8 protein-coding genes, 1 tRNA gene and 4 pseudogenes are annotated in these 18,490 nt (G+C 53.1%); 5 read left to right on the forward strand and 8 right to left on the reverse strand.

The genetic code is table 11. The features are described 5' to 3' along the window. Nucleotides 1–303: pseudogene (locus tag CI603_RS09110) on the reverse strand (glycosyltransferase family 2 protein); the annotation flags it as partial. Nucleotides 304–830: 527 nt separating this feature from the next. Between CI603_RS09110 and CI603_RS09180 the strand changes: the two are divergent. Continuing rightward, on the forward strand, nucleotides 831–1,976 hold the full coding sequence (locus CI603_RS09180) for an acyltransferase (protein ID WP_121913484.1): 1,146 nt from the start codon (nucleotides 831–833) through the stop codon (nucleotides 1,974–1,976). A gap of 150 nt (nucleotides 1,977–2,126) precedes the next feature. Here the strand turns inward: CI603_RS09180 and CI603_RS09115 are convergent. After that, a pseudogene (locus CI603_RS09115) lies at nucleotides 2,127–3,755 on the reverse strand (DUF6020 family protein); the annotation flags it as partial. Between the two features lie 138 nt (nucleotides 3,756–3,893). Between CI603_RS09115 and CI603_RS06380 the strand changes: the two are divergent. After that, nucleotides 3,894–4,964: a glycosyltransferase family 2 protein gene (locus CI603_RS06380; protein WP_121913491.1), complete on the forward strand. Its 1,071-nt coding sequence runs from the start codon at nucleotides 3,894–3,896 to the stop codon at nucleotides 4,962–4,964. 493 nt (nucleotides 4,965–5,457) lie between these two features. Here CI603_RS06380 and CI603_RS09185 read toward each other — a convergent pair. The 4 genes and pseudogenes from CI603_RS09185 to CI603_RS06400 form a co-directional block, all read right to left on the reverse strand. After that, nucleotides 5,458–6,447, reverse strand: a pseudogene (locus CI603_RS09185) (glucosyltransferase domain-containing protein); the annotation flags it as partial. A 96-nt stretch (nucleotides 6,448–6,543) separates the two neighbouring features. Beyond that, nucleotides 6,544–7,614 carry a glycosyltransferase family 2 protein gene (locus tag CI603_RS06390; RefSeq protein WP_259465502.1) on the reverse strand — a complete coding sequence of 357 codons (1,071 nt, stop codon included), beginning with the start codon at nucleotides 7,612–7,614 and terminating at the stop codon, nucleotides 6,544–6,546. Between the two features lie 56 nt (nucleotides 7,615–7,670). Then, the gene (locus CI603_RS06395; RefSeq protein WP_121913486.1) at nucleotides 7,671–10,136 is read right to left on the reverse strand and encodes an RICIN domain-containing protein; all 2,466 of its coding nucleotides are present in this window, start codon (nucleotides 10,134–10,136) and stop codon (nucleotides 7,671–7,673) included. Between the two features lie 455 nt (nucleotides 10,137–10,591). Next, the gene (locus CI603_RS06400) at nucleotides 10,592–11,320 is read right to left on the reverse strand and encodes a metal-dependent transcriptional regulator (RefSeq protein WP_121913487.1); all 729 of its coding nucleotides are present in this window, start codon (nucleotides 11,318–11,320) and stop codon (nucleotides 10,592–10,594) included. A 192-nt stretch (nucleotides 11,321–11,512) separates the two neighbouring features. Between CI603_RS06400 and CI603_RS06405 the strand changes: the two genes are divergently transcribed. The 3 genes from CI603_RS06405 (at nucleotide 11,513) to CI603_RS06415 (ending at nucleotide 14,922) form a co-directional block, all read left to right on the forward strand. Further along, a complete protein-coding gene (locus CI603_RS06405) occupies nucleotides 11,513–12,955 on the forward strand; it encodes an Nramp family divalent metal transporter (protein ID WP_220702266.1) in 1,443 nt (480 codons plus the stop codon). Nucleotides 12,956–13,258: 303 nt separating this feature from the next. Then, nucleotides 13,259–14,701 (forward strand): catalase, encoded by a 1,443-nt coding sequence (locus CI603_RS06410; protein ID WP_121913488.1) that lies wholly within the window; start codon nucleotides 13,259–13,261, stop codon nucleotides 14,699–14,701. 133 nt (nucleotides 14,702–14,834) lie between these two features. Further along, nucleotides 14,835–14,922: transfer RNA gene (locus tag CI603_RS06415), tRNA-Ser, on the forward strand. A 510-nt stretch (nucleotides 14,923–15,432) separates the two neighbouring features. Here the strand turns inward: CI603_RS06415 and CI603_RS06420 are convergent. After that, a complete protein-coding gene (locus tag CI603_RS06420; protein WP_121913489.1) occupies nucleotides 15,433–17,082 on the reverse strand; it encodes an ATP-binding protein in 1,650 nt (549 codons plus the stop codon). A 334-nt stretch (nucleotides 17,083–17,416) separates the two neighbouring features. After that, a pseudogene (locus tag CI603_RS06425) lies at nucleotides 17,417–18,490 on the reverse strand (hypothetical protein); the annotation flags it as partial.

The following is an 18,490-nucleotide window of genomic DNA, read 5'->3' on the forward strand; positions in this document are numbered from 1 at the left end:
CAGTAGATCCCCAATCATGGTATTCCGGTAGATTAAATCATCATCAACTGTGACAACCAAATCGTTCGAAAATTTGCGCAGAGCCCAATAATATTTCTTGTGCGGCTTCAAATCATCATCGACCCAACGCACCTGGACATCCATCCAAAGCAGATCTTTCAAGCTGGAAGGCAGGTCACGTTCTCCACCTGGAAAATCAGATCGGCAGAGCCAAAGAATGATCACATCTGGCAAGGTCTTCTGGGCAAGCAGTGACTTTATAGCCAGGTGGACAGTCTCGATGCGGGCAGGGTACGAGGTCATAGAGGCAATGATTCGTGGACGGCCAGGCACCAGGGCCCGACCGCATCGGGTACCAAGACGCCTCAGTCTGTTGCGCTTCTCCCTCAAAGACAGGCCCGTAGACATTAACTCCACCTCACCTTCGGCAACTATAAAGATAAACACTTCCTGACCACTAAGAACTTGCATTCCTTGCAGTCAGCATGCCACAAAGTCTAGTTTTACCAGGCTGGACCCTTATTCCTTACCCGTAGGGAACAACTCTCATCAGTTCTCCAACAGCTCGATAGCAGAGCCCTGAAGGAACGCCCTGGAAAATGCACCCATTGTTTTATGCATAGAGTGATCATGACGGGAATAGGTGAACATTACCCAATGACCATGTGGGCCACAGTTCCAAGGGGAGTAAAGTCAGAACACAGGTTGAGGTGGTTGATTGTGGATTCTGCTGACATTCCAGAACCGAGTTGGAATAGATGTCGGAGCCAGTTCCCGCCGGCGGATGCGCATAATTGAATCTGGAGGTTTTCACGGGGAAGAGGCTGCAGATGAACGACCAGCGAAGAGCTGCTCCTCCTGAACATGCAGCCAGACAAAGAGTCCACAAGGATCGGATCGCTGGCCTGGATCTGGCAAAATCACTGGCGATATTTCTTGTTATTTTTGTACATTACATTTTTTACACCGGTTTTGTCAGCGATACCGTACTGAACAACCTCGCGTCAACTTTCTCAGTCGTCGGAGTGCCCCTGTTCTTCGCTGTCAATGGGTATCTTCTGATGAACTCGCGATTTTCGGCGGACAAGCATCTTCATAAAATCCTTAGGATGGTATTCATCCTGCTGGCATGGAAGATCATTAGCTTGCCGATACTCAGTGCCCTAATGCGCAAACGCATAGATTGGAAATCCGTTCCCCAGTATCTTCTGGGCGGCTCTTACGACGTGGTTCCTCTGGGCTACTTCTGGTTCATCAATGCGCTGCTGGCCATTTACATTGTTTTCCCCATACTGAAGACTGTCTACGACGACCCGAATAGGAAACGATATCTGGCCTACGTCACAATTGTGCTTGGTGCTCTGATATTTGCTGTAACGCTAGGAGACAATGCCAAAGACATACTGTCGAGCTACAGCGGGCATCAGGTTCCGCAAGTGCTCGCTTCGATCAGCCAATACAACATGCTGGGAGACTATGGTTACGCCCTGGTCTATTTCGTTGCCGGAGGCTACGGGCACGATATAGCAGCCTGGCTGTCTCGTCACTTCTCAAGCGCGAGGGCGAAAAACATCTGCCTTGCTCTCGTGGCCCTATTGGCCTGGGGTTTGCTTTTCACCCTGCAACGGTTCCAAGCCCGAACAAAGGGCATATCTTTCGATATAGAGTCTGGTTACCAGAACATCTTAACCTTGATCTTGGCCATCGCTCTATTCCAATTATTCATACAGGTCAGGAAAGTCCCGTCAGGCCTGAGTACAATCGTCACGGCTATTGGATCCAATACGCTTGGCATCTATTACCTGCATCTGATGCTGATATTGGTGGTTCGTGATCTGGTCCTGCATTTCCATCTATTCTACAAGGCGCCCATGCTCATCAATCTTGCCCTGGTGGCCGCTATTGTTTTGATTGCTGCCTTTATAAGCTGGGTCGGCGGCAAAACCCCCCTCTTCAGACATCTTTTTATTGGCTGAATACAGAGCCCCCAGGGCCAGGGGAGCCGTAAGCACTGCATGAAACACATACCTTGTGGGATCCATCCGTCCCGGGACGGAAAACGATATGGGGTATGCGAACAGGCTCAGCACTGAAACGAAATAGGGCACCAGCCGCATGGCCAATACCCTCGAGCGCTGCCTGCCACGCCTTCGCCAAGCGGCATACAGAATGAAGAAGGGTACCACCGATGACCAGATGGCCACATAGAAGCAGACATTCAGCACCGGTATGGTTGTCAGCGTCTGGAATGTTTCATCGGCCAGCCGTTGACGCCAATTGGGGTGCGGATCCTTTTGCAGCCGCCAGTATGTATCAGGATTCGTCATGGTCCATGTGTACACATGCATCACCATGGGATCTTGCTTATACGGGGGTTTCTGCGCCTTGGTGGATTGCGGGCCGACAAAACTCGTCCAGCCACCCTCCAAGCAGAAGAAGCCATTCAAATACGACAAGGGATGATGAAGTCCTAAGTTCACCCACAAACGCGCGAAACCGGGCAGGGACCCTTGAGGACCGTTCGCCCCATAGCCGGTGACCGGATCAGATATATAAGGTATGTACTTTGCAGCCATTCCCTCCCAGCCAAAAGGCATCATCTCATCTACTGCTTTTTTCTGGGAATCAGCGATTGCTGTTGGATGATCATGAGCCGTCCTTGACAGCACCTGTACAGGCATGACAATTGCTGCGACCTTCTCCCCCGGTACCACGTGCAGCACAGGAAAAAGACAGGCAGGTATCAGCATGTTGACAACCAGCCATGTCGAGGCCGCCAGGCCAGCGGCCAGAACCTTCATTTTCCTTCGGAAATGGCCGAGAACCAGCAGGAGCAGGCTCACCACAATGATGTAAAGGCCCATCTTCTTCGTCAGCGAGCTTAGGAGGGTCAGAACAATAAAAGCACTGAGAAAACGGGGGTTCTTCAAGGGTTCCAGCCGGCCATCAACCAGCTTTACAAACATGATGGCCCAGGGCAGGAAAAACAGGGCATGAGTCGTATCCTTGCAAACCATCATGGCCATCATGGGAACCAGAGGGAAAAGGCAGAAGAAGGCCGTGCAAATAGCAATGATTCTTTTCCCCATCGCCCTTGTAGACATATAGGCCAGCAGCCAGGCGATGCAGAGCGCAAAAAGGAGGAACTGAATTATGACATACAAGGAAAAACCGAAATTCGGACTGCCCGTCAGGTACCGGCCAAGATCGGAAAACCAACCGTAAAGAAAAGTATCAAAAAAGGGATGGCGGTCGGATATGACGCCTGGGGCCTGACTGAAAGCCGCAATCCCATAGTATTGGGCCAGTTGATCACCGGTGTCCCAAAAAAGCGACCCCGGGTATAGAAGTATCAGGTACGGAAGCCAGCAGATAAGAATCCGTATGCCATCGCAGAGCACGCCTCTGGGCGATTCAATATGATTGAAGTACAGCCGTCGTATCAGGCTGCTTTTTTGCTTTCCGGCTCGGTCATCCGAAAAAGAGCCGATCCTATCGGGAAAGCAGAATCGGAACATCGTAGCGAACAAGACCCAGAAGAGTAGTCCATAGAGCACAATATTCAGATACAGATGCGCCTGACCCCATTGAATGGCACCATAGGTTCCTGCATCCGAAGACAGGGAGAAAAGCACCCCCAACAGCAAAGGAAAGACGCACCCTTCCATTGCTCTGCCTTGCAGCAACACGTCACGGTTCTTGCCATGTGCGATCGGTCTGATTCGATTCGAACCAGTCCTGCGAAGTCCGACCATGATTCCCTTTGCAACTGATGGATACGTCAATAATGCAAGCTTAACCTCCCGCCTACCTTGCAACACCACCAGGTAGCCGCAGAATACAACCCTGATTCATTGTTGCGCTGATTGGTAAGCTTGTGCCTTGTGGAAGAGATAAGGAAGAACGAGGAAGCACGTGTGGCCGTACTTATTCCCTGTTACAACGAGGAGATGACTATAGGCAAGGTAATCGACGATTTCCGTCGGGCTTTGCCCACGGCCGACCTGTATGTCTTCGACAACAATTCCACGGATGCAACGGCTTCCATAGCAAGGCAACGAAACGCCATCGTCTGCCAGGAGCCTCGACAGGGCAAGGGCAATGTCATCAGAGCCATGTTCGAGGAAGTTGATGCGGATGTCTATGTGCTGGTTGACGGGGACGACACCTACCCGGCCGAAGCGGCGCCCGAGCTCGTCTCCAAGATCCTCCAGGGATATGACATGGCCTCCGGTGATCGTCTCAGCTCCACCTATTTCCAAGAGAACAAACGGCCCTTGCATGGCCTTGGCAACCGACTGGTCAGGTCTTCGATCAACTTGCTCTTCGGAGCCCATCTGACGGATGTCATGACCGGTTTCAGAGCCGTATCCTTCGCCTTTGCCAAAACCTGCCCCGTAACCTCCTCGGGCTTCGAGGTAGAAACCGAAATGACCATTCATAGCCTGGATAACAACCTGCGCATCTGCGAAATCCCCATCCAGTACCGCGACCGTCCAAATGGATCGGTCAGCAAACTGGATACCTTCGGTGACGGGATTAAAGTCATGTCAACCATCTTTCGCATGATACGCGAGTACAGGCCGTTGCCATTCTTCGGCCTTTCCGGACTGTTGATATCCATGGTTGGGCTGGTGCTGACTCTGAGCGTCATGATCGACTATTGGAAAACCGGCGTGGTTCTACGCTTCCCCACGCTTATCGGATCCGTAATGCTCGTCATCGCCGGCCTGCTGCTCATCGTGGCCGGCATCATCCTGGACATCATGGCAGCCGAGGAGCGCAAACGCATCATCCTGGCTCGAAACCAGTTCGCGTATCTGAGCAGACAGCAAGCCGCTAGTACAAGGCCAGATAAGCCTTGTCGCCAGAGAATACCAGCTGTTGATCCAGATCGAGCTGGTTCCAGTCCCGACCGGCAAAGTAGCGGCGATAGTCCGACCGAGGCATCTCAATTTTGCTAAGGTTCGAATGACTCAGATAATTGATCATCTGATAATTTGAATAAGGGGTATTCATGATGCGCCGGTTCAGTTCGTACCGCTGATAACGCACACTGTCGTATTTGACATGCACTCTTGCATCAGGAACTATGGCGATAGCTGTTACACGTTGCCCGGTGGAAGCCTCATGCTCTTTGATCTTCTGCGCGACGCTCAGGGCATAGGCCTGATCCTGGGTATTACTGACATAGGCATCATAAGCTATATCCGCCATGCATACGCTTGAAAAGAGGAGGAAGACGCCAGAGACGGCGATAAGCCTTGCAGCATGCTGAGCACCGTTGCCAGAGCCCGGGAAGGCCTCGGTCCCCTCCCTCGTGACTTCGACCTTTCGATCCGGTTCCGGCATAGGCTCGATCGGGGTCCTGACCGTGAACGGCTGATGCCGGGATGCGAGCAGGGAAACCGCAAAAACCGTGGTCATTGCCGCAACCCAAGCCCAAAAAGCCATATTGCTGCGCGGGGTCAAGAGAATATTTTTCTCGATGTAGTGAGGAGCAAAGACTGCCAGATAGGTAACCAGGGCGGCGCAAGCCAATTGCCCATAAGGCAGATTGTGCCTGGTACGGAAAGACAGCACCAGCAGGGCAATCAGAAAGAGCATTATCAGGGTGACGCTGAATTTGGGCATGAGTCCATCGGCATTATTGAGCAGAGACAGCTGGTATTTCAATACCTGTTTGACGTTGGAGACAATAGTCGGCAAAGAAAGCCTGGCTCCACGGCCGGGATCGGCTATGTACTTAATATGTATCAAATATCTTACGCAGATGACATTAAAAGCAGAGCCGAAGGCAGCCATGCCCAGCACCTTGGCCCAACGAAGCACCACCCGTGTAAAAGGCTCGTGTCCTTCCCTCAAAGAAGTCAGACAGCCTCCCAGCAAGGCGAGCGCTAAAAACACGCCTACCAAGCTTTGGTAGCACCCCAGGGCAATCAAAAGACAAATCAGCGATGCAGCCGACAGCCAAGCATTCCGTCTGCCAAGGATGAGGCTGACGGCCAAGCTAACGAATACGGAACCGACGGCTGCAGATACAGCGCTTTCGGGGAACAAGAGGAATTCAAGTACGAATACGTTGATCCATACCACCGATAAGGTCAGACACAGACAGCACTGCCCAGCAAAGGATGATATTCCACCCAGCCTGGCAAAAGAGGCCGTGAGAATAACCAAAGAGATGGAGAATCCGACAATGCAGATTGCCATGAACAGTCGCTGCCGCAAAACCAGGTTCAGACCGAGGCTGTCCGCCGTCAGCGTCAAACGCCACCATGAGTATCGGCCATTCTGCAAATACCAGGGAGCATTCTGATCATCGATCAGGTGATAGGAATCCACCGAGTAATGTCGACGGGCAATCAGGGGAGCAAAGGCAACAACGTTAAGGATGAAGGCCAATAGAGCAATGCCGGCGTGACGCTTCAGCGATTCGATAGGCATCGGTGCATGCCGAGAGAGGGCAGATTTCACGTTCAATACCTCTTTTGAATTATCTTGTCGAGACTTTCCCGGTCGAAATGCGGTTTGACGTACATATCAGATGCGTTCTTCGACGATATAGCGGGGTCGATGCTTCACTTCCAAATAGATTCGGCCAACATACTCGCCCACCACTCCAATGCCTGACAGGATCAGCCCTCCAAGGATCCAGATTGAACACATCACGGACCCCCAGCCGGCCACTGCACGACCACAGAAGAAGGAGACCAGCACATAAATAAGGATCACTATGCCTACCGCGACCGAAATGAGACCGATACCGGTGATGGCTCTGAGCGGGGTGATCGAAAAAGAAGTAATGCCTTCCACTGCGAATGACATCATCTTTTTCAAAGGATACTTGGACTCGCCTGCTGCTCTTGAACCACGCTTGTAGTACACCTTGCTATGGGGGAAACCAAGAGAAGGAACGATGCCTCGCAAAAACAAATTGACTTCAGTGTAGTGTGAAAGAGCCGCCAAGGCCGTACGGCTCATAAGCCGGTAATCAGCGTGGTTCGGTATTGTGTCAGTTCCCAGCCATGACATCATCTTATAAAACAGATCCGCTGTCGATCGCTTAAAAACGGTGTCAGTATCCCTGTTGTCCCTGACACCGTAGACGATGTCGTTTCCTTTGGCATACTCCTTCACCATTGCATCAATAGCGTCGGGATCATCCTGCAAATCCGCATCCATTGAAATGGCCGCGTCGCATCCACGACTCAGAGCCTCCATAAGCCCTGCATACAGGGCGTTCTGGTGTCCCCTATTATGAGAAAACTTAAGGCCATGCACCCTCGTAGGGTACTGGGAATGACTCGACTCGATAATTGACCATGTGGAATCGAGAGAGCCATCATCCACAAGAAGAATGTAGCTGTTCTCCGTAATGAACCCACGCTTTCCCAAGTCTGAGAGCTTGGTGTTCAGAACGGGCAAGGTGATGGGCAGAACGTCCTGCTCGTTGTAGCAGGGAATCACCAAGGCGAGTTGCGGAGCGCCCCTATCGTTACCCTGATCATCGGCATTCCCGCCGTGGCCGGAGGCAGATTCGTCTGCCTCGCTTTCAGGCAGGTCCGATTTCAATTGCCCAGCAGTGTTCATGGTTTCTAACTTTAAACCCATGCTCAACCAAGTTTGCAGGATACCAGCGAAGGCTTGCTAGAAAGACAAACTATCAATCAATTGAGCACCGCCCCAGTCGTCTCATCGAAGTGGCGCATGGAGCCTTCGACCCGCTGCCAGCCCTTTAGCATCCATCCCATAACCGGATCGTAATATACCCACTTGCCGCCGTTGGATGCCAAGTGCTTCCATCCATAAGTGGTGGCGCCGCTCCAATCGTTGAAGTAGTACCAATTTTCATTGATATAGGCCTCTCCATGGAGCATCTGGCCATTGGACGGATCGTAGTAGACCCACTTGCCGCCGTTGGACGACACATGCTTCCACCCCTTAGCCATAGCGCCGGTAACGGGGTCGAAGAAATACCATTTGCCGGCCTTGCTGCTTTCGCCCTTGACCATTTTTCCATCGGCGGCGTATCTTACATATTTTCCGCCGTTTGAAGTGAGGTAGAGATCCCGGCTTCTGACCATATTGCCGTCATAGGCAAAGTAATACCAGGCCCCATCAATGAGCCTTTCGCCATGGGCCATTCCCAAAGTGCGGGGATCGTAATACACCCTTCGCCCATCAGGCAGCGTCTTCCAGCCCTTGGCCAGCTGACCGTCGTCACCTGCCCAGTACCAGAGTCCGGCAGAAGAATCATATATTTCCTTGGAACGGGCTTTCTCTCCGTTCTCATACCAGTACTTTCCACCATCAGCGCTCACCAATTGACCTGATGCTGAAGAGTTTCCGTTGCCGCTTCCATTAACGCTGACCAGCTTGAATCTTTGATTTTCGCCTTGATTCGCCGCCCACAGTTCCAGCCTGGATCCCGGGGCACCATTCGAGGCAGTGATGTCCCAAACCTTGTTCCGGCTTCCGGCATATACAGAAGCGATGTAGTACGAACCATCGATGCACCTATACAGGGTCCACTGCTGGTTGCGACCGCCATTTGCCGAAAACTGAATCAATGGCGTCCCGTTATCAGCCGAGGGTCCTGATGCATCCACCACTTTGCTGTAGCCAGTCGCAATAGTGTAGTTACCGCCACCTGCCGGCTTGATATAGAACTGCTGGTTGTCCTGCCCGTTGTAGGGCCAGATATCCAGGGGCACACCATTGTCAGGACTGGCTCCTGTTACGTCGACATAACGATTGTCAAAAAGACTGGCGATATAGTAACGCCCTTCAGGCACGTCCGTGACTTTGGCGGCAAATGAATTGGGGTCGGTTCCATTGAAATCAGGCTGACTGCGTATGTTGCTGAAGGCGTTCAAATCCACGTGTCCGTTGATGCCGCTGACTGAACCGCTGCTACTGTATTGCCAACCCTTATCGGCACTTCTGAAATGAAAACCCGTACGCGGACCATAGCTGGCCACCCAATGCGTCTTGGAATGGATGTTATCAGAATTCAAGGCGGAATAAAGATAGTTGGTGTATGAGTACAAGGACAGCCTGTTGTATCCGGCGGATGACAGCTTGCCCCACCAGGTATTGACTATTTGGTCATAGGTTCCAGGATCGGTGGGATGACTGTGACCTGCCCAAGTCCAATTTTCCAAGTCATAATGAACGGGGTAGCTGAGATCATAAGGGCTGACCCCGGCCTGCCTCAACAAATCGACCGCATTGTCGCCCTCGGCGGCGGCCGTATTGGCATCATAGGCGTACGAGTAGATATAGACCCCGAAAGGTATTCCCAAACGCTTGCATTCACTGATGTTTCTCTTGGCCTGTTTATCCAGGCCATTGCCCCAACCGTAGCCTAGGCGGATGATGGCGCCGTCGACTCCGGAGTTCTTTACAGCCTCCCAATTTATAGTGTTCTGCCACACAGAAACATCGATGACCCCCTTGGCCTGGTCCGCGAAGAGAGTCCCATCAGCCTCAAAAAATGCCTGTGAACCTTGATAAAAGCCCCAGTGAGCACCGTATTCATTATTTTGCAAAGAGGCAAAGGATGTACGCGACCGTACGGAGGAATCAGGAACCCCGTCCCTGCCCCGCGAAAGATCTACTGTCGCCGGTTTCGCCTCTCCACCTTCGTTACCCTTGGTCTGTTGATCGGGATCCGTCTTGGAATCTTTTATGGCTTTTCTGACCTTATCCACATGAACAGGGATGAATGATTCTCCATTGGTCTTGGCCAAAGGATCTGCCTGACGGGTTGATGTCCCGACGATTTTCGGATCGGTGACTTTCTTGCCTGAGTCCAATTGCTTAAGCTGCTGGTCTGGCGTCAAAGCCAGATCATTCGCAACTACGGTCGCATCCTTGGGTATGGCGTTGCTGATTTTCTCTGGCAGGGGTTGATTGGGGTTGTCCGGCATAGACGCGCTCTGCGACTGGTCCTGATCGCCTATTGTCGAGGGGCTCGCATGCCCTTCCTCCGCCACCTTTTCCTGCGTTGTTGACTGTGTATTCCATTCAGCAGCCATGGATCCAGGTGCGCTGGGCTGAAATCCCATAGGGCCAGCCATGGCAGCAGTAGCAGCAATAACCAGAATATTTTTAATCACAGACCAAAGCACTGTTACGGCTCCCCTTCAATCGTCATGCAACAATGAACCCACCAACCACACTGGTACCAGCTTAGGAGGTAAAGCCAAGTTCGTCCAATGATCGCGGAATTGGTTTCGAAACATACCAGATACCAGACTTTCCAGCGTCACTGAAAGTTCCAAGGCCTGCCGAGCGGACACTTCAGCCTAAGAAAAGGCGTATGTATTGGTCCGGAACCTTGCTTGAAGACGATAAGCGAGACGTCCATTCATTTGCTGCCAGGCAGAGTCTGGACGTTTTCGGGAATTTAGCTGGATCTTACCGCAGATGCAGGGGATGCCATGACCCCCAACACCGTGACTCCCAACAGAAAAACATTGCATGGTGGAATGATCCATGAACTCATAGCCGGAGATGATGGACGTGTTCCCTGATGGACAGCACAACCATCGCTGCTGCCGCGACATCTGCAGTGTATAAAAATCTATTGAATTACTACCTGGATTCTTGAAGCCTGTGCATCATCCAATTCCAAAGGTTCAGTAATCCCATTCGATTCATCCTCATCCCTATTGGGACTACTTTGCCCAGCAGATATCTTCCGAACGCAGACTTGAGCCCCTTTTGATGCGTCCCCAGGCGAAACCAATTTCAGCAAGGTCCCTGGGCGCACCCTGTGCCTGCTCAGGTACCTGAGCAATGCTGGATCCTGATCGCTTACTCGCCATACGCGTACGGTTTGCCCATTTTCCGCCTGGGACAAAGGCTTCGTCAGAGGGACAACGGGCATGCTGCCGGATTCAGTCGGTATGGCATCCCCATGCGGATCCTGGGCTGGATGGCCCAGATAGCGATCAATCCTGTCAACCAACTTTTCAGAGACGGCATGCTCAAGGGCATCAGCCTCCTCGTGCACTTCATCCCAGGTATAGCCCAGGACTTCCACCAGAAACGTCTCCAGAAGGCGGTGGCGACGGACCATGGTAACGGCCGAGCGCCTACCTGCCGAAGTGAGACCAACCCGTCCATAAGGCTTGTGTTCCACCAAGCCGGCATTGACCATACGTGAGAGCGCGCCCGAGATGGTCGATTGCTTCATGCCGGTCCGTTCAGCGATATCCGTGGGGTGGACTGGGCCATCGTCCCACTCCTCCAGATCCCAAATGACTTTTAGATAGTCTTGGACATTGGTGGAAAGCTGAATGACGTCCATGTGCACAGTCTATAGCACAATTCCTTAGCCCCTCCCCCAATTTTTAGTCAAGCATCAGCAGAATCTGGCATGTAGACAATGTCACAGACATGTCCTCGTCAAGGTCTCGCAATTTTCATGTGACACCATTAGACTTCGAAGGGTCGAAGTTTTCTTCCAGACCTTTGAGCAACCGAAATCAAGGAAGGTGTCATGCCGAACAGTCAGACCAGACCCTCCTCAGGGTCCGCCAGTCCAGCCGGATCCGAAGTCAGGACTCCGCCGTCCAGTCGGCAGCGCCAATCCCATCCGATCATCGAGACGGCCAATGGGCGCTCCCTGGAGGAGATAAACGCCACAGTCTCCGTGCCCAACTCGACCTCCTCCTTCTGGAAGAACCTGGCTGCCTTCTCAGGCCCAGGCGCCCTGGTGGCAGTCGGCTACATGGATCCTGGCAACTGGATCACTTCCATCGGCGGCGGTGCTCAGTACGGCTACCTGCTCATGAGCGTCATCCTCATCTCCAGCCTGATCGCCATGATGCTGCAATACATGTCTGCCAAGCTGGGGATCGTGACTGGTCTGGACCTGGCCCAGGCCACACGCCAGCATACCAGCCGTCGGCTGAGCTTCGTCCTCTGGATCTGCACGGAGCTGGCCGTGATGGCCACTGACATCGCCGAGGTGATCGGCGGAGCCATTGCCCTGAAGCTGCTCTTCGGCATTCCGCTGGTCCTGGGCGTGACGCTGACCGTCCTGGATGTGCTCATCCTCCTGCTGTTGACCAAGATCGGCTTCCGCCGCATCGAGGCCATCGTGGCCACCCTGATCCTGGTCATCATGGCGGTATTCCTCTACGAGGTCTTCCTGGCCAAGCCTGACATGCCCGCGGTCTTCCGCGGCTTCATCCCCGACAAGGCCATCCTGGGCAACGGACAGCTGACCATGGCTCTGGGCATTGTGGGCGCCACGGTCATGCCCCACAACCTCTACCTGCATTCATCCATCGTTCAGACCCGCGACTTCGACCGAAGCGACGACCGTCAGGTTGCCAACGCTGTCCGCTTCGCCACCTGGGATTCCAACATCCAGCTATCCGCCGCCTTCGTGGTCAACTGCCTGCTGCTGGTGCTGGGCGCGGCCATGTTCTTCGGACACGGCGAAGGGCTGGACACCTTCACCGCCCTCTACAACGCCCTTGGCGACAAGACCATCGCCGGGCCGGTCGCCTCAGGACTGCTCTCAACCCTCTTCGCCGTAGCCCTGCTGGCCTCCGGTCAGAATTCGACCATTACCGGCACCCTGACCGGGCAGATCGTCATGGAGGGCTTCATCCGCATGAGGATCCCTCTCTGGCTGCGCAGGCTGGTCACCCGAGTGATCTCCATCATTCCCGTGCTGATCTGCACCATCGCCTTCGGCGGCAAGGAGTCCGCCCTGGATAGCCTGCTGGTCTACTCCCAGGTCTTCCTGTGCGTGGCCCTGCCCATATCCATGATCCCCCTGGTCTGGTTCACCTCCTCCAAGAAGATCATGGGCAAGTACGCCAACCCCCGATGGATGGCCTTCCTGGCCTGGATCGTCGTGGCTGTCCTGACTGGGCTCAACCTCCAGCTGGTCATCCAGGATGTGGGCGAACTGATACAGATGCTCTGAGCATCAATGCTCTGATGAGAGCCGCCGCCATTTGCCGAATGAATAAGGCAATGTCGGCGGCTTTTTTGCAGTGCTGTCCGAGACGTCATAAACGCCTCGCTTGATTAGTGAGATATCCGACTCTCGCTCAGCGCGCATATCCACCAACTCCCTTGCCTGTCAGATACGGTGGATGATAGCAGGATTTTATCAAGGGTCTTGCTATCAGCGATCGAGCGGTTAACCAGGAGCAAGGTCGCAGACCTGGCCCGCATGGGACCGCCGATCACAAAAAATCATAGATGTCACAGGAATCGAGCAGACATGAACGACAAACTCACTACCAACGAAGGGCAGCCTTGGGCAGACAACAACCATAGCCAGACGGCGGGCACTCACGGACCCATCCTCATGCAGGACTACCAGCTCCTCGAAAAGCTGGCCCACTTCAACCGCGAGCGCATACCAGAGCGCGTAGTCCACGCCAAGGGGGCCGGAGCCAAGGGAACCTTCACCTTGACCAAGGACATGAGCGCCTACACCAAGGCCGACGTATTCAACGGAGCAGGCAAGACCACGCCCATCCTGTTGCGCTTCTCCCAGGTGGCCGGCGAATCCGGCTATCCCGACACCTTGCGCGACGTGCGCGGCTTCGCCCTGCGCTTCTACACGCAGGAGGGCAACTACGACGTGGTGGGCAACAACACCCCCGTATTCTTCGTCAACGACCCCCTGAAGTTCCCCGACTTCATCCACTCGCAGAAGCGCGACCCGGCCACGCATCTGCGCAGCCAGGAGATGCAGTGGGACTTCTGGTCCCACTCCCCCGAATCTGTTCACCAGGTGACCTATCTGATGGGCGACAGGGGCAACCCGGCCAGCTACAGGAACATGAACGGCTACGGAAGCCACACCTTCAAGTGGGTCAATGCCAAGGGCGAGCAGTTCTGGGTCAAGTACCACTTCCTGAGCGAGCAGGGCGTAAAGAACATGACCGACGAGACCGCCGCCAAGGTCGCCTCCGAGGACACGGACTTCCTCCTGCACGATCTCTACGATGCCATCGACCGGGGCGACTACCCAAAGTGGAAGGTCTGCGTGCAGATTCTGCCCTACCAGGAGGGCCTGGACTACAAGGACGACATCTTCGACGTGACCAAGGTGGTCTCCAAGAAGGACTATCCGCGCATTGAGATAGGCGAGTTCGTGCTGGACGCCAACCCGACCAACTACTTTGATGATGTTGAGGAAGCGGCCTTCTCCCCCGCCAACTTCGTCCCCGGCATCGAGCCCTCGCCCGACAAGCTGCTGCAAGGCCGCCTGTTCGGATACAAGGACGCCGAGCGTTACCGCCTGGGCGCCAACTACGAACAGCTGCCCATCAACCGGCCAGTCAACGAGGTCCACAACTACGAACGAGACGGTTTCATGTCTCAGGGTCAGGATGGATCGGTCAACTACGAGCCCAACAGCAAGGGCGGCCCCGTGGAAGACAATGATGCCCGGATGCACGGCGATGCCGTCCAAGGGCAAACCGAATACTCCCGCCCCTATGACAAGGACTACTATTCCGCAGCCGGCCGTCTCTACAGGCTGATGAGCCCGGAAGAGAAGGACCGCCTGATCCAGACCATCAAGAACACCCTGGGCTCTGTCGATGACCAGGAGATCCAGGTTCTCGAGACCAAGCAGTTCTACCAGGCTGACCCCGACTACGGCCAGCGTGTTGCCGAGGCTCTTGGCCTTTCCATGGATCAAATCAAGTAACACATAAAACAGAAACAGGGCGAGGATTGTCGGCGACACGTCTGGACTAGCCCGCAATCCTTGCCCTGTGTTACTATTTCCTAGTTGCCTTGATCAGGGTCACGTAGGCTATGGTCCCGTTCATTGCAGCCATGGAGGATTCGCCTAGTGGTCTATGGCGCACGCTTGGAAAGCGTGTTGGGTTCACGCCCTCACGAGTTCGAATCTCGTATCCTCCGCCAGCAGGGATTTTTGGTTTTCCAAAAATCCCTTTTTGCTACTTAGAAGGGCGGGATTGCAACATTTTTGGCGACACTTCAAAGATTGTTCCTGCTCCGTCTTCTCTCTTTTTTGACCCGTTATCTGGAGTGGGTTAAGCGGTATCGCCTTAGCGCTCAAGCGCTCAGCACAAAAGCGACATCGTTCATCCGTCTGCGACAGCTGGGGGTTGATTACCATGGCACGCACTTCGCAAAGTACAAACCCTGTCCGCATCCACAAAAACTTCGATGAAGAGAAAGAGACTCAGGCCAAGACATGACTCAATAAGGCATGTACCCTATCAACTGGAATGCGTGGACTCCGCCAAAGATTCCGGGCAAGGCCAATACCGGAAGCAAGATCACATTTCGCGAGTATGCGATCGTGTATGCTGAGAAACAGAATAAAACGGACACTGGTTTTGCAGAATTCAGTTAAAAATAACTGAATTCAGGTAGACTCGATTAGCGATATCCCAATTGATTTATCCACTACACCGCCTCGTACCGTGCTTTACGTTTTCCACTACCAACTTTCCTGATACGCCCCTCATCAACGAGCTTCCGCAACTGGTAATACGCCTGATTCGCGCTAAGGTGCAGCAATTCCATCACGTCGTTTCTACTCACCGTTTTTTGTTCATGGATCAGCTTGATGATTAATTCGGAGTACCGAACTCTATCGATGTCCGATTGGCGAACGTATTCCACTACCTTGCCGCTACGCCGATACACCTTCGCACCCAACATATATGTTCGGCGAGCCCCAGTGCCGGCGCTTTCGATAAGACCAGATTCAGTCAGTTGCCCCAAAACCGTGCGTAGACGCTGGTCGCTCATGTCCATCGATTTCGACAACACGTCAAAGCTGCAGCGCCTCTCTCTCTTGAGCTTGTCCAGAATAAGCAACCCATCGAGAGACATGGATTTGCCACTACGCTCACGCTCCTCGGCCAGCAGCTCCACAAAAGCCTTGTCGGGCGCACTGCGCGGCAACAGCACTGATACCCCACGCCCGTTGGATCTCGAATAATCAGGCAGAGGACGGCCATAGTTCAGGGCACCTTCGAAAATGCGGTCGATCCCACGCCCAGTGCGTTCGGCGAGGCCAGATCTCTTCAATGCATCCATCAGACATGGATTACGCCCATGTGGCTCAGCTGTAAGCAGGTTATGAACATTGATACCCTCCACAAACCCACCGGGATTGGCGATGGTCAAGCCAGCATCGTCTACCACTACGCGCACACGCCCGAGAACCGAATAGTCCCTATGGCCGAATGCGTTAACCAAAGCCTCTCGAAAAGCCCTTTCGTCAAACTCGGGGACCATCGAAGAAAACAGGCCCACATTCAGCTCCGTCCCCGGATTCCACGGCTTAAACGACGCGGATATTTGCTCTATGGTCTTGAGCAAAGGGCCATGGTACGTCTGGTTCACCTTGATGTCAGTGCCGTTAAGAACTTGGAAAGCCGCTTCATTCGTCGGAACGAACTGCTGCAATGCATCTTCGTTGCCAATGAGCAGCAAGCCAGCCAAGGTTGGTGTCAAATCCCCATCGACCGATACGACAAGGCGCAGCGATTTTTCCATATCCTCATCCGAAAGCTCAAGAAGATTCTGGTCACCAGATTGATAAGAGGTGATGATCCTGCGCAGACGATCACGTTCCAACGGATCAAAATCTGCCCGAGTTGATCCCCTCACCGGCTGAGCTGAATAGTCGAGCTTTCCCAGATCCGAAAGACGAGTTGCAAACTCATACGGATACATGGGTACGCTTTCAGGCGTGCCATCCACTTTCATCATGCGACGGAGAATCTTACCCGACTTTGTTGATACCACGCTCTGCGCCTTGGGCACCTCGACCTGAACAACCGCGATGTCATTGCCAACCAATTGTGCACGAACCGATATCGGTGGCACAGTCTTATTGGCTATCATCGCAGCCATTCCAACCGGATCCTGATGCTTTTGCTGCGCACCGGTAGGCGTGCCATCATCCTCAACGCCCAAGTATAAGCATCCGCCATCCGTATTGGCCAAGGCAACAACTGCTTCTACCAATTCGGAGTCCGGCAAGCCCTTGAGATCACTTTTGAATTCCTTGGACAAAGTCTCCTTGCCGTACTCACACGCCATCCGTCGTCCACCACCTGTTCTGAGCTATTGGCCTTAACTGAATTATATACTTTTTCACTGAATTCCGGTAAAGGATAACTGAATTCAGTTAAAACTACCCTTAAGCAAACAGTCTGGCAGCAGAGAGAACTGGACCCCCCTTTAACATTTCCAATGCAATCAGTAACCTGGAATACTAAAAAGCAGAACAAGACTTTAATCAGAGATATCCCCTGCATTCCCCAAGAGGACAATCTGCAGAATCCGATGCATACACATCTCGTCATGATTCCGGCTCCAGCGCTGTACTTGATCAGACCAATTCGACATCGTCTTTGGCGGCTACCGTAATCTCCTACGAGTGACTTTTTTGATTGATCAGCTTCAACAATTCCTTTTCGCAATTACGCATGTAACCCAAGCTCTTCTTAAGACCGGAGAGCTCTTTCTTGGTTTCTTTTTTCTCAGACTTATCTAATTCCTTGTCTCCAGAACGTCTAGAAAGAACCTCCTGCTGAATTTCCATGCGTTCAATCTGATCGAGCAGGCCTTGTCGCATCCGTTCAATCGTCTCTGGCTTCATATCAGCTTGAGCAAAGTCGGATTGGCAAAATGTTAGGAGCTTCGAACACTCGTCGAGGGCAAACGCTCCTTTGGAATCAGTGAGAAGCGAAGTAACAGCAGTTACCCCACTACCACCGACCAAACCCAAGACTGCGCCGCCACCAGCGATTATGGCTGTGCCACCTGCCATACCGAGACCTCCTGCAGCCAATGCACCACCGCCAACCGCTGCAAGGCTCGCACTGGTAAGAGCAGCACCAGATAGACCGGCAACAGCCGATCCGGCGATCAACGGCGCTATGACTGGCGCTAATGTAAAAGCTGCACCTCCCGTAGCAACCGCAACCGCGGCAGTTCCCGCAGCACCGACAATCTTCCTGGTTCGGCTACCATCCAATACGCCGACATTCTTATTCAGCGCCTTAGCGGTCTGCTGCACCGGGGATTTATCTAAATCGCCGCTTACATCACACCATAACTCTTCGAGAATTTTTGAATCGAATTTTGGACATTTTGTTTTCTTGATTGAGGAGTCTGACCTTCCGTCAGGATCCTCTGACTCCATTTCAGAACGATAGGAGTCATATGGCACAAACCGTGCAAGTTCAATCAGAACCAAGGCTTTCCATGTAGTTCCATCTCGCGCAACAAGTTCTTCAATTCTCTCTTTCACTTGCCCCCGATTAAGAAGAACGCAGCCAGCAGGGAGGTTTTCAGACCATTTGCCAAACCATTCCTCTTTTTCGCTTCGATCCACCGCCTTACTTCGATCTATGTCCTCGTAAAGCGCCAGTCGCTCTATCGAGAACAGAACAGATAGATGCTCCGGCTTCAAAGAGAGCTTTTCCATTGTCGCCTGATCGAC

Origin of the sequence: Bifidobacterium sp. wkB338 (assembly GCF_003688325.1) — a bacterium.
GTDB classification, from domain to species: domain Bacteria; phylum Actinomycetota; class Actinomycetes; order Actinomycetales; family Bifidobacteriaceae; genus Bombiscardovia; species Bombiscardovia polysaccharolytica.